Source organism: Flammeovirga pectinis, from assembly GCF_003970675.1.
In the GTDB taxonomy this organism is placed as follows: domain Bacteria; phylum Bacteroidota; class Bacteroidia; order Cytophagales; family Flammeovirgaceae; genus Flammeovirga; species Flammeovirga pectinis.
Genome location: NZ_CP034563.1, coordinates 922,605 through 935,104 on the forward strand (window position 1 = coordinate 922,605; position 12,500 = coordinate 935,104).

At 32.0% G+C, this 12,500-nt stretch carries 14 protein-coding genes; 11 read left to right on the forward strand and 3 right to left on the reverse strand.

The window, feature by feature from the left end; all coding sequences use genetic code 11:
• Positions 1–61 precede the first annotated feature (61 nt).
• The 4 genes from EI427_RS23710 (at position 62) to EI427_RS23725 (ending at position 5,864) form a co-directional block, all read left to right on the forward strand.
• On the forward strand, positions 62–2,341 hold the full coding sequence (locus EI427_RS23710) for an Orn/Lys/Arg family decarboxylase (protein ID WP_126619736.1): 2,280 nt from the start codon (positions 62–64) through the stop codon (positions 2,339–2,341).
• A 67-nt stretch (positions 2,342–2,408) separates the two neighbouring features.
• The gene (locus EI427_RS23715) at positions 2,409–3,566 is read left to right on the forward strand and encodes a porin family protein (protein ID WP_126619738.1); all 1,158 of its coding nucleotides are present in this window, start codon (positions 2,409–2,411) and stop codon (positions 3,564–3,566) included.
• 149 nt (positions 3,567–3,715) lie between these two features.
• Positions 3,716–5,389, forward strand: a complete 1,674-nt coding sequence (locus tag EI427_RS23720) for a phophatidylserine decarboxylase associated domain-containing protein (RefSeq protein ID WP_126619740.1) — start codon at positions 3,716–3,718, stop codon at positions 5,387–5,389.
• Between the two features lie 256 nt (positions 5,390–5,645).
• Positions 5,646–5,864, forward strand: coding sequence for a hypothetical protein (locus EI427_RS23725; protein ID WP_126619742.1), 219 nt, complete (start codon positions 5,646–5,648; stop codon positions 5,862–5,864).
• Positions 5,865–5,884: 20 nt separating this feature from the next.
• On the opposite strand, the gene EI427_RS23730 is transcribed toward EI427_RS23725, so the two are convergent.
• Positions 5,885–7,074, reverse strand: a protein-coding gene (locus tag EI427_RS23730; protein WP_126620447.1) for an IS3 family transposase whose coding sequence is annotated in 2 segments (ribosomal slippage) — positions 5,885–6,837 and positions 6,837–7,074 — 1,191 coding nt in all. Because the reading frame shifts where the segments join, the coding sequence is not laid out codon by codon here.
• Positions 7,075–7,159: 85 nt separating this feature from the next.
• Here EI427_RS23730 and EI427_RS23735 point away from each other — a divergent pair.
• Positions 7,160–7,555: a hypothetical protein gene (locus EI427_RS23735; protein ID WP_126619744.1), complete on the forward strand. Its 396-nt coding sequence runs from the start codon at positions 7,160–7,162 to the stop codon at positions 7,553–7,555.
• Complete coding sequence (locus tag EI427_RS23740) at positions 7,552–8,109, forward strand: hypothetical protein (RefSeq protein ID WP_126619746.1); 558 nt, start codon at positions 7,552–7,554, stop codon at positions 8,107–8,109. The genes EI427_RS23735 and EI427_RS23740 overlap by 4 nt, the downstream gene beginning before the upstream one ends.
• A gap of 146 nt (positions 8,110–8,255) precedes the next feature.
• On the opposite strand, the gene EI427_RS26460 is transcribed toward EI427_RS23740, so the two are convergent.
• Positions 8,256–8,372 carry a hypothetical protein gene (locus EI427_RS26460; RefSeq protein WP_126619748.1) on the reverse strand — a complete coding sequence of 39 codons (117 nt, stop codon included), beginning with the start codon at positions 8,370–8,372 and terminating at the stop codon, positions 8,256–8,258.
• 27 nt (positions 8,373–8,399) lie between these two features.
• Here EI427_RS26460 and EI427_RS23750 point away from each other — a divergent pair, with 27 nt between their 5' ends.
• A complete protein-coding gene (locus EI427_RS23750; RefSeq protein ID WP_126619750.1) occupies positions 8,400–9,860 on the forward strand; it encodes a Hint domain-containing protein in 1,461 nt (486 codons plus the stop codon).
• Positions 9,857–10,363: a HEAT repeat domain-containing protein gene (locus EI427_RS23755; RefSeq protein ID WP_126619752.1), complete on the forward strand. Its 507-nt coding sequence runs from the start codon at positions 9,857–9,859 to the stop codon at positions 10,361–10,363. The genes EI427_RS23750 and EI427_RS23755 overlap by 4 nt, the downstream gene beginning before the upstream one ends.
• Here the strand turns inward: EI427_RS23755 and EI427_RS23760 are convergent.
• Positions 10,360–10,911, reverse strand: coding sequence for a DUF4291 domain-containing protein (locus tag EI427_RS23760; RefSeq protein ID WP_126619754.1), 552 nt, complete (start codon positions 10,909–10,911; stop codon positions 10,360–10,362). The two genes, EI427_RS23755 and EI427_RS23760, sit on opposite strands and share 4 nt — an antisense overlap.
• A gap of 155 nt (positions 10,912–11,066) precedes the next feature.
• Here EI427_RS23760 and EI427_RS23770 point away from each other — a divergent pair, with 155 nt between their 5' ends.
• From EI427_RS23770 to EI427_RS26010, 3 genes are read left to right on the forward strand one after another with little or no spacing between them, the layout of a single operon-like run.
• On the forward strand, positions 11,067–11,783 hold the full coding sequence (locus tag EI427_RS23770) for a polymorphic toxin-type HINT domain-containing protein (RefSeq protein WP_240655388.1): 717 nt from the start codon (positions 11,067–11,069) through the stop codon (positions 11,781–11,783).
• Between the two features lie 9 nt (positions 11,784–11,792).
• Positions 11,793–12,281, forward strand: a complete 489-nt coding sequence (locus EI427_RS23775; protein ID WP_126619759.1) for a hypothetical protein — start codon at positions 11,793–11,795, stop codon at positions 12,279–12,281.
• Positions 12,282–12,301: 20 nt separating this feature from the next.
• The gene (locus EI427_RS26010; protein WP_155523317.1) at positions 12,302–12,472 is read left to right on the forward strand and encodes a hypothetical protein; all 171 of its coding nucleotides are present in this window, start codon (positions 12,302–12,304) and stop codon (positions 12,470–12,472) included.
• The last annotated feature ends 28 nt before the right edge of the window (positions 12,473–12,500 follow it).

A 12,500-nucleotide genomic window follows, 5' to 3' on the forward strand; every position in this document is an offset into this window, starting at 1 on the left:
TACAAAAATATAATTGAGTAATTGATCTCAATAGTTCTCTAAAATAAAAATTAATAATATCATGAATTTACAAGAATGGCCTTTATTAGTTGTATCAGAAAAACAAATTGATACATTTGAAAGCAATCGATTAAAAGAATTAATTACTCAATTAAATACTGATAATATTAAAACAATCTTATCAAAAAACTTAAAACACGTAATTGACTTATGCACTAGTCAACGTGAAATATCTGGTGTTTTAGTAGATTGGAATTTAAATTTATCATCAGAAGAAAAAACAGAAGTAATCTTAGAATTACGTAAAAGATTTCCAAGATTACAAATTTTTATTTTAGCAGAAAAAGCTGCTCCAGAAGAATTACCAACATCTGTTTTAGAGGCATCTAATGGTTTTTATTGGTTAGACGATGATACCATTACGTTTATGGCGGGTCGTTTAACACACATGATCAAAGAATATGTTGAAGGTAATTATGGTCCATTCTTTAAAGGACTTGTAAATTATGTAGATGAGTACAAATATGCATGGCATACACCAGGCCATATGGGTGGTGAAGGATTTAAGAAAAGTCCTGCAGGTACTGCACTTTACAACTTCTTTGGTGAAAATACTTTAAGATCTGACCTGTCTATTTCTGTACCAGATCTAGGTTCTTTATTAGATCATAGCGGTCCTATTGGCGACTCAGAAAAATTTGCCTCAGAAACATTCAATTCTGATAAATCTTATTACGTTTTAAACGGTACTTCTACAGTAAATCAAATTATTTGGAGAAGTCAAGTTGCTCAAAACGACTTAGCTTTAGTAGATAGAAATTGTCATAAATCTTTGAATTATGCAATGGTAATTACTAATGCTAAACCAATGTACATGATGCCAAGAAGAAATGCTCTAGGTATTATCGGACCAGTTAAAATGTCTGAAATGACAGCCACTACTGCTTTACATAAAAAATCTGCCTCTAAATTAATTGGAGAAGATGAGATGGGTAAAGAGATTGTAATGTCTGCATTAACGAACTCAACATACGATGGTCTTGCTTACAATGTAAGAAAAGTGAAAAAAGAATTAGGTGACCATGTTAAATACATGCACTTTGATGAAGCTTGGTATGCTTATGCTCGTTTCCATCCAATTTATGATGGTTTCTATGGCATGACGCCAGATGAGAATAAAGAACATCCTCCAGTATTCACATCACATTCAACACACAAGTTATTGAATGCATTCTCTCAGGGTTCTATGTTGCACATTAAAGATGGATCTGACGAAAAAATTGATCCGGACGAATTTAATGAAGCGTACATGATGCACGGTTCAACATCACCGAACTACCCAATGATTGCTTCTTTAGATGTATCTACTAAAATGATGCATGATAATGGTGAGCAAATGAGTCATGATAACATCTTAGACGCAATAAGCTTAAGACAAAGAGTTGCACAAATGAATGATGAATTTTCTGCAAAAGAAGATTGGTTCTTTGATATGTGGCAGCCAACAACATATAAAGGTGAGAAATTTAGTAAAGTAGCTGCAGAAACGTTAGCATCAAATCAAGATGCTTGGGTATTAAACCCAGATGATGCATGGCATGGGTTTAATGGTTTAGAAGAAGATTTTGTACTTCTTGATCCTATTAAATTAACTTTTACTACACCAGGTGTAAACGCTGTCGGTTCTTATACAGAACAAGGTATACCAGCTGGAATTGTATCAGATTACTTAATAAATAAAGGGATTGTAACAGAAAAAACAGATTCTTACTCTTTCTTAATGTTACACTCATTTGGAACAACAAAAGGTAAACAAGGTGAATTGTTATCTGCTTTATTGAACTTCAAAAAAGATTATGATAACAACACATCATTAAGATTAATTTTCCCTAATCTTTTAAAAATTGATGCGGATTTTTATGGTAAAATGGGCTTGAAAGATCTTTGTGATAGCATGCATACTTTCTTTAAAGAGAACGATTTCTTGAACCAAATGCAACAAGCATTCGAGATTCTTCCTCAGCAAGAAATGAAACCTTCTGAAGCATACGAACAAGTTGTACGTAAAAATGTAGAGTATGTGTACTTAGAAAACATGATGAAAAAAGTACCAGCAGTAATGCTTGTTCCTTATCCTCCTGGTATCCCTGTAATGATGGGTGGAGAGAGAATGGACGAGTCTACAAAAGCAATTCATAATTACCTTTCTATCTTAGAAAAATATGAAAATGCATTCCCTGGTTATGAAAAGGATATCCATGGTGTTGAAAGAGATGTAATAAATGGTGTAATCAAATACAAAACACTTTGTGTTAAAGAAGCACCTGAATTAGAAGCATAATTATTGGATAAATCATAGACAACGAAGAGGAGTTGTTTTGCAATTCCTCTTCAATATAGATCTCATCATGAAAAAGAATATTATTTTATTATTTGCGTTAGTTTTACTTGTTATTGCTAATGTTAATGCTCAAGATCAATCATTATCTACTAAAGATTCAACAAATATTAAGGAATCAAATTATTGGCAATTCTTTAAGAAAAACCTTTCGTTAACGGTAGATGCTAGAATGGATTTTACACACTTAGGATATCAGGATGATATGAACGGTGTTTACAATTCGGATCAACGTTTTCAATTTTCTGATTTTCGTATAGGAATGAGCGGAATGTTGAATAAGAATTTTGGTTTTAATTTCTTATATAGCCCAAATGCTTCTGATATTGGTGAAGATAATATTTCGGATGATATTCTTTACGCTAACTTCACGTATTTATCAGATAATGGTCACTGGTTTTTCCAAGCTGGTAAAGGTTTCTTAAATGTAGGTACAGCAGAACAATATTATGATCCCAATGATGTGTATACATACAGTATAATTGGAAATAATTTAGGGGTTTATAAAACAGGAGTAACGGTACAATACAATACCACAAGCGGACAGTCGTTTGGTGCTCAGGTTGTAAATGGAAATGCTGATTCTTTGGGCAACCAAATGAATATGGAATATAACCTTTATTGGTACGGATTTATTGTTAAAGATAAAATTAATACGTTTGCCAGTGCAACAACTATAGACGATAAATCTAACTTGTCAACAGGTACACCGTATGTAGTAAATCTTGGTTTACAATGGACGTTAGGCGATTTTATTATTGATACAGATTATGCTATTGCTGAAAATATGCCCAATTTTTATGACAATGCATTATACCAATCTGCGCCAATTAAAGTGATGTATAATGGCAAAAAGTTTAGACCATATATAAAATATATTTATAACAACGTTAATTTTAATGATCCAAATTATCAGATCACATTGGACGATGGAACAGTTCAAGACGTTGAAAATGCAAATGTGCATACTTTAGAAGTTGCACTACAATACTACCCAATTGAAGGGAAAAATATAAGACTTCATTTAGTAGGCTCTTATACTACCGATGCAAATATTATGTACGGTACTCCAGAAAATAATTATCCAGATTCGCGTCAACATTACAATGCACAGTTCCAAGTAATGGCGGGTATACGTGTTGGTTTTGACGCACTAAAAGGGTGGTAATTATTTAACTATTCTAAAATTACTTATGTTAACGAAAACTCTAAACTTATCAAGTTAAAGTAACGTTATTTAACATATATCGATAAAGCTAGCTAAGCTAATTTATCTTTATCTCAAGAATTAAAAATTACATATAAAAATATAAGATTATGCAAAAGGTTACAAAAAATTACCGTGTAGGGAAATGGCTTTCATCAGATCAAAAATTTCTTGAAAGTTGGTTAGAAAAATTAATTCATCATGTTGATAATAATCCTAAAAAACTTTTACCTCCAGTGCAGGATTTAAAAGACCTTATTGAGGGAGATAATTATTATAAGAATTTATTTACGAATATGTTTAGCGAGGTGCCTAAAAAAGCACCTTACAAAAACGATCCTACAAATAAACCTCAAATTAGAGATTACGATCATATGTTGTCATTAATGAATGAAATAATGACGCAACCTCCATATTTTAATAAGACAGGTTTAGTTGGTTTCCCAATAAATGCAATACTAGACTGGCCAATGGGTACAGTATCTGGATATGTAGCCTTTTTAGATAAAAAAGTTAACGAAAAATTAAAAGCAATTCTTCAATATTGGAGTGCATTCTTATCAAGTCAAGAATCTGCTAAAGTATTAAACACCAGCGAGTCTGGTTGGTTAAACGACTACGCTTTAGAGCAAATGTGTGATGCTGCTTATGGCTCAAACTTCTTAGATTTATTCGAAACTAAATCAGATAAAAAAGAAGAAAGTTATGGTTTTACCTCATGGGATAACTTCTTCACAAGACAGTTTAAAGAAGGCGTAAGACCTGTTGCAGGAGAAGATAATGATAATATTATTGCAAATGCATGTGAGTCTGCTCCATACAGATTAGTCACTAATGTTGCAGAAAAAGAAGAATTCTGGATTAAAGGACAACCTTATTCTTTAACAGATATGTTAGCTGGAGACGACCTTACTTCTCAATTTGTTGGAGGTACGGTTTACCAAGCATTCTTAAATGCATTAAGTTACCACAGATGGCATAGCCCAGTTAGCGGTACTATTAAGAAAATTGTATTTGTTGATGGTTCTTATTATTCTGAAAGCTATTATGAAGGTTTTTCTAACCAACAAGGCCCAGATGATTCAGCACCTAACAACTCACAAGCATTCTTAACAGAAGTAGCAACAAGAGCAATTGTTTTTATTGAAGCTGATAATCCTGCAATTGGACTAATGGCGTTTATGTCGATTGGTATGGCAGAAGTATCATCAAATGATGTCACCGTAAAAGAAGGGCAGCATGTATCTAAAGGAGAGCAATTAGGTATGTTCCACTTTGGTGGGTCTACTCACTGTTTATTCTTTAGACCAGAAGTAGATTTAGCATTTGATTTACATGGTCAAAATGCAAGCCTTGAATCACATAACATTCCTTTAAGATCAAAAATTGCTGAAATATATACTAAAACACCAGAAACAAAAGAAGTAACGGTTCAGGCGAGCCAAAAATTTCAAAAAACAGGTGTGAAAGTGACATCAAAATCATTAGCAAAAATTGAATACGTAAAAGGTTTATGGACAGCTGACCCTACGCAAGAAGCAGGTCTTTATGGAGCAGCAGGTAATCCTAATTCTGCTATTGACCTTGCGCCTAAAGGGTATACTTTAGAAGGTGAAAAAGTAGGTGCTTTAATTGGTAAAGTAGGAGAGAAAACGTTCTTTATTGGTAATTATGCAACTATACCTCAAGGTGTAGAAGGAGAGTTAGAATTGTGTATAAATGATGCTTCTAATGACTTTGACAATAACTTAGGTGATGTAACAGTTAAGGTTAGTGTTGGTTAAGTTGGAAGTATAAGTAAAATATAGTTTTTATAATTGTGTAAAATCACTCTTTAAGGAATGTATAATTTCTTTATTGAGTGATTTTTTTATTTTCTGCATTAGTCGAATTGATTACATATTCCTCAAATTTTATACTAAACCCTTTTGGAAGAAATGATTGATGATCATAGAATTGTAAATTACCGAAAGGGATGTATATCTGTTCTGGAAGTTGATTAATTGGAATATGGATTTGCAATGAAATTTTTTGACTAATATGAAACCTTTATTAAAACAGCATATTTTTTATTTAAATCTGATTCGATTTGACCTTTTAAATGATGATGAACTAAATGGTGTAATCATTAAAAAACTTTTATCTTATCAGGATGAAGAATTTTTTAGACGTAAATTAATAGCTTTAGCAGGGTCTCATGCAGAAGTATTGGTTGCTAATGAACTTTTAAAAAAAATAGTAATAATGAGGGTGGAATAGCAACTTTTTTTGTGACAATTTTATGCCGCTACTTTATTATTAAATTTTATTTGATATTCTTTTTCTTTTGGGGTTAAATAATCTAACGATGAATGTAATCTCTTATGGTTATACCAATAAATATATTCATTGACCGTGTTATTTAATTGAGACAGGTTTTCGAATTTGAATCTATATAGACATTCATATTTTATCGACTTAAAGAAGCTTTCGGCCACAAATATATTGTACCCGAAAACTACGTTTTCTCCTCTTAATCTCAAATCTTTTCTACTCATACTTTGTTTTGCAGAAGGGAGCCTTAAAAATAGAGAGCTAATAATATTACTTGCATACTGAACTCCTCTATCAGAATGTAGTATAAAATCATCTTTTATTTCTCTTCTATTTCGTGCATGTATCCAGGCTTTTAAAACAGTATTTTCAGTTGTCATGTCTTCGCTTACTGACCAACCTACAACTTGCCGATCTGCTAAGTCTATCATAGTTGTTAAATAAGCCCAACTGTCATTTACTCTTATGTATGTGATGTCTGATACCCATCGTATCCCTAATTCATCAACTGTAAAAGATCTTTTAAGATGATTATCCGCTACTTTATAAGAGTGTGAAGAATCTGTAGTAACGACAAATTTTCTCTTTAAAATGCTTCTTAAGCTCATTTCTGTCATTAATCGGCCAACATAAGAGCGTGAGACATAGATAGCCTCTTTTGCTAATTGTTTTTGTATTCTATAACTTCCATAAACTTGTTTACTACCTGCATATATGCATTGAATTCGTTCTTTTAAAGTCATGGTTTTCTGAGCACTCGGAGAGATGGACTGCCCTTTCTTTTTCCATTGATAATAAGCATTACGGCTAATAGATAGATACTGACACATTTTCTCAATTGAATATTGCCTTATATGTTCTTCTATGAAGAGATATTTATTCAATCGTTTTTGGAGAAAATGCTCACTGCCTTTTTTAAAATATCACGTTCTAATTGAACTTCTTTTAATGCCTTTCTAAGAAGCTTGATTTCAGCTTCTTCAGCAGTTAATTGTTTTTTACCATGTAAGCCTTCTGGACTCTTAGCTTTACGTCTCCATACATTAATTGTAGATTTATCAATTTGATAATCTTTTGCTAACTGAGAAACTGTTTGCCCTGATGCTATCAGAGATAAAATCATCTCTTTAAATTCTTGATCGTATTTTGACATAATATACAAAGATATAAAAGTGGGGGATTTATTTTTGTCAACTTAAAAGTAGACACTCCAAACAGATTTAAATTACAGACAATTAGTTGTGAATAAGTATCCAAGTGAAAGTATGCCTTTAGATGGTAGTTTATGGGGAATTGCAAAAATTTCGAATGGATTAATTGATAAGTTAGGGGATAAAGGTAATACTTTTGATGGAGTGGATTTTGTTGTAACTATGAGTGGAAAATTAAAAATAGGAAAAAAACATCATTTTCTAGGAAAAGGCGAGTCTGTACAAGCTGCAGGTACTTTAAAGATTGTCAAAGGAAAGGTGAAAAAAATTGAAAATGACTCAGGTCATTATCTTCCATCTATTGAAGAAACATTATTATTCCCTGCTATTTTTGAGGATTTAGGACTTAAAATTAAAGGAGCAGCACTCAAAATTAAATATATTAAGAATGGTAAATTTGAAACTATAACAAAATTTGTTCAATGATTAATTTAACTGATAAGAATATAGCTAAAGAGTTACATAAAAAAGAAATGTTTAATCGTGATACTAAAGAAGATTTCGATTTGAGTCTTTTAAATAAAATATTTAATATCAAACATTTCTTGATTTATAATTTCCAAAATTATGATTATCAATACAATATAGGTCTATTGCTTACATTTCCTGATTTGTTTATTCATCTAAATACAAAGGATTGGATTTATATAATAGAAAAAAACTCTCAAAGGGAACGAAGAAACATAACCGATTATCGCTTGCTTAATGAATATGGTAATTTTTCGGACCTTATTTTTTTAAGTAGGTATTTATGTATTGACTCTATAGATCTTGTTTTTCGAGAAGCTATAAATATTACAGTAAAGGATCGTCTTTATATTAAAGCGTTTTTTTCAAAGTTTGAATACTTATTGTCAATCTCTGAGAGCGAGTTAGAATCGGATTTAATGGATTTTTATTGTATTTCTTTAAATGAATTATTAAAATATAGAGATCTTTTATTAGAAAACGGTTTCAACAAGAAAAAAAGTCAATATTGAAAGAGTGTTAAATCTTCTACTATTCTGGATGTTAAGCAATAGCATCATCTTGAACTATCCTTTTGAAAAAGTTTGAAACTTTTGTAATTCGATATACAATTCATAAACCCTTACAACATTTATATAAGTGTAGTGAGGGTTTATTTTCACCCCATCACACACCCCACTTCCTTACCATCAAAAGCCACGCCTACAAGCATTATTTCTGTTTTTCCAAGTTCTTTTAGCGTTTGCAAATAGTTAGAAGAATGAATTTGTTGCATAGCTTCTTGAGCAATTTCCTCTAAAGATTGTTTCCTATTTCAACTACAACCTATTTTGTAAGTAAGAAAATAGATCAGCGTAAAAAGGCACAGTTAACAAAATTTATCACAGAAATAGGAGAAGTATCAGAAGATGGTTTTACAAAAGCAGATCGTTTCTTTTCCATTTGTAGAAAGTTAGGGTTGACGGATGCAGACAAAGAAGTAGTAGAAAGGTTTTTAAAAGCGGCAGGAGTTGGTGAAGATAAGATACCTTCAATCATGCGTCATTTCTGTTTCCCAGCAGGCACTCAAATTTTTGCCAATGGAAAGCCTTTTAAACCTATTGAAAAAATCGTTATTGGAGATTATGTAGACACGAAAAATGATCAAGGGAAACGGGTTTTAGCAAAAGTAGTCAGTACAAAAGTAAGTTTTACAGATTCTTTAGTGATCCTTTATCATGGTAATAAAAAACTACTTACATCTACACCCAACCACCGAATTTACACCCCAGCAGGCTTTAAAAAAGCAAGAGATTTTATTGAAGGCGATGAGATAGAAGATGTTCATGGAGAGCTTCTATCTATTGATAGTATTCATTCTTATGCAAGCGATGAACTGGTTTATAACTTCGAGGTAGAAGGGTTTCATAGTTATTATGCAGATGGGGTTTATGTGCATAATGAGTATGGGTTACCACAAAATATTGCTAAGAAACTTGATGACTTAAAGTTAGATGATAAGCTGAAAGAGGCTTTTCAGACTGATTTTTTGGGGAATAAGGCTTTTAGGGATGCGGTTACTGTTGATAGTAAGATTGTTGATGCTTGGACTGTTGCAAAAAAAGTAGAAATTGATGATTTTTATGTTCTAGATATCCAAACGCTCAAGGATGTTGTCAGCTATTTGAAAACATCTGAAATAAGTGTTGATGACCTTATTTCAAGGATTCCTGAAAATGTTGATTTTAAGGTCAACTGGTTCAAGAATGTAGGGAAATTTGGAAAGGTTATCGGTAAAAAAGGTGACTATGTTGTGGAAGAGGCTGGGGAGGTTTTTTATAGGGCAATTCCTAAGGATCATTATGATGAACTATTAAAAGGGAAAAAGTTATTAAAACCTAATGAATGGAAGGCTAAAGGGTTAACTCCAATTGGAGGAGAAGGATCAACATCACCCAAATTAGGTTTTTCAGAAGATTATAAAGGAGTTTTAGTAAAGTACTATCTAAAAAAAGGGACTATTGATAAATTTGTTACAGAAGGAGTATCAAATAGTAATGCGTCAGTAATTGAGGAACAGTTTGGAAAAATGATTACATCTTATGAATATAAAAAATTAACAGGGAAAAAATGGTCAATAGAAAAAGTCCAATTTAAAATTGAAAGCAATAAAAAAAATCCTATTCCTCAAATCAATATACAATTAGGAAAAGGAAAAGGATTAGAAATTTTTAATGAAAATTTACTAGTAATTGAAAAATTATATGAACACTTAAAAAAATGATTTTAGAAAAAAAAAAACTAATATTAGATTTTATTTGCGGTAAAATAACACAAGAAATTTTTGAGAAATCTTTTCCAGAAATTAATAGTCAGATCTATTGGGAAGATGAATTCAATAATGCTGTTAAATATCAAGATACTGAATCTATTGAATATATTTTTTATTTGTTACAGTATATTCCAGATAATTTTTTTTATCAAATGTGTAAACAATTAATATTATTACGTTGGCATAATGAACATGAAAATATAGCACTATCATTCCAGTTTTTTTACAAAGATCCAGATTGTATAGACACAGTTGTACAAGCAATGCATTTGAATTGTGAACATTGGGATGAAGAAGATGATAGAGACCCATTTGTGAGAAAATGTGCTTATATTCTTGGTGACTTAAAAACACCATATGCAATAGCAAAATTAAAAGAACTCTCATTGTCAGATGATGAAATAATCAAAGGATATTGTACTTATCAGTTAAAACGCATTGGTGAAATAACTTAATAAATCCCTTCATGAGGAAGTGATTCTATTGCTTCCTCCATCTTTCCGTTTAATATTAATTGATGTATTGCTTTACAATAATCTGTAATGTCAGAAATTTCTGTCATCCATTCATTTACATAAAGCGAAACAGCTTCTCCAGACAAGCCAACTTGAATGGCTCTATACTCTAATTTTTTCAGATTTATATCACGTTCAGGGTCCCATTGAATACGAACGGGAGAATTTTGTACACTTTCTTTCCAAGCTTCATGCGATTTATGAATAGAAGTGTCATAGTGTGATAAGCAAGCATTTTTTAGAGCCCATTCCCAACCTTCACGTTTAATTTTTATTGCCAAAACATGTTCTTGTCCTTTTTTTTGAGCCCAACCACATCGATACATCATCCATAGAAATGAAGGTTTAATCCAAGTCATTCTTTCCATTTTAAATGGAGGGACAAATTTTTGATTTTTAACTGCTGGAATTGCTATTTCTGGAGAGTATGCTTGATAAACTGTTATAGTCTCTTTATCAAAAATCCCTCTAATTTCTTTGTTATTCATTTTAAGATAAATTATTCCATCACACACCCCACTTCCTTACCATCAAAAGCCACGCCCACTAGCATTATTTCCGTTTTTCCAAGTTCTTTCAGCGTTGCCAAATAGTTAGAAGAATGAATTTGTTGCATAGCCTCTTGAGCAATTTCCTCTAAAGATTGTTTCCTATTTCGACTACAACCTATTTTGTAAGTAAGAAAATAGATCAGCGTAAAAAGGCACAATTGACAAAATTTGTCACAGAAATAGGAGAAGTATCAGAAGATGGTTTTACAAAAGCAGATCGTTTCTTTTCTATTTGTAGAAAGTTAGGTTTGACGGATGCAGACAAAGAAGTAGTAGAAAGGTTTTTAAAACCGGTAGGAGTCGGTGAAGATAAGATACCTTCAATCATGCGTCATTTCTGTTTCCCAGCAGGCACTCAAATTTTTGCCAATGGAAAGCCTTTTAAACCTATTGAAAAAATCGTTATTGGAGATTATGTAGACACAAAAAATGATCAAGGGAAACGGGTTTTAGCAAAAGTAGTCAGTACAAAAGTAAGTTTTACAGATTCTTTAGTGATCCTTTATCATGGTAATAAAAAACTACTTACATCTACACCCAACCACCGAATTTACACCCCAGCAGGCTTTAAAAAAGCAAGAGATTTTATTGAAGGCGATGAGATAGAAGATGTTCATGGAGAGCTTCTATCTATTGATAGTATTCATTCTTATGCAAGCGATGAACTGGTTTATAACTTCGAGGTAGAAGGGTTTCATAGTTATTATGCAGATGGGGTTTATGTGCATAATGAGTATGGGTTACCACAAAATATTGCTAAGAAACTTGATGACTTAAAGTTAGATGATAAGCTGAAAGAGGCTTTTTAGACTGATTTTTTGGGGAATAAGGCTTTTAGGGATGCGGTTACTGTTGATAGTAAGATTGTTGATGCTTGGACTGTTGCAAAAAAAGTAGAAATTGATGATTTTTATGTTCTAGATATCCAAACGCTCAAGGATGTTGTCAGCTATTTGAAAACATCTGAAATAAGTGTTGATGACCTTATTTCAAGGATTCCTGAAAATGTTGATTTTAAGGTCAACTGGTTCAAGAATGTAGGGAAATTTGGAAAGGTTATCGGTAAAAAAGGTGACTATGTTGTGGAAGAAGCTGGAGAAGTTTTTTATAGGGCTATACCTGAAGATCATTTTGGCGAACTAATGAAAAGGAAAAAATTATTGAAGCGAGATGAATGGAAAGTAAAAGGTTTTACCATGATTGGTGGCGAAGGCTCGACATCACCCAAAATAGCATTTTCGACCGACTATGATGGAGTACTAGTCAAATACTATGTAAAAAAAGGGACGATTGATAAATTGGGGTGAAATAACAAGATGATGATTTAATGACAAGAATCTTTGGAGAGATGCCTTTAACCGAAAAGTATGTTGTTGATTCTGGTAAAAAATGGACTTTTGATAGGGTTCAGTTTAAAATAGAAAGTAATCCTAAAAACCCTGAAGAACAAATTAACATTCAATTAGGCAAAGGTAAGGGGCTCGATATTTTTAATTAAAATCTAATTACCATTGAAAAATTAAGTA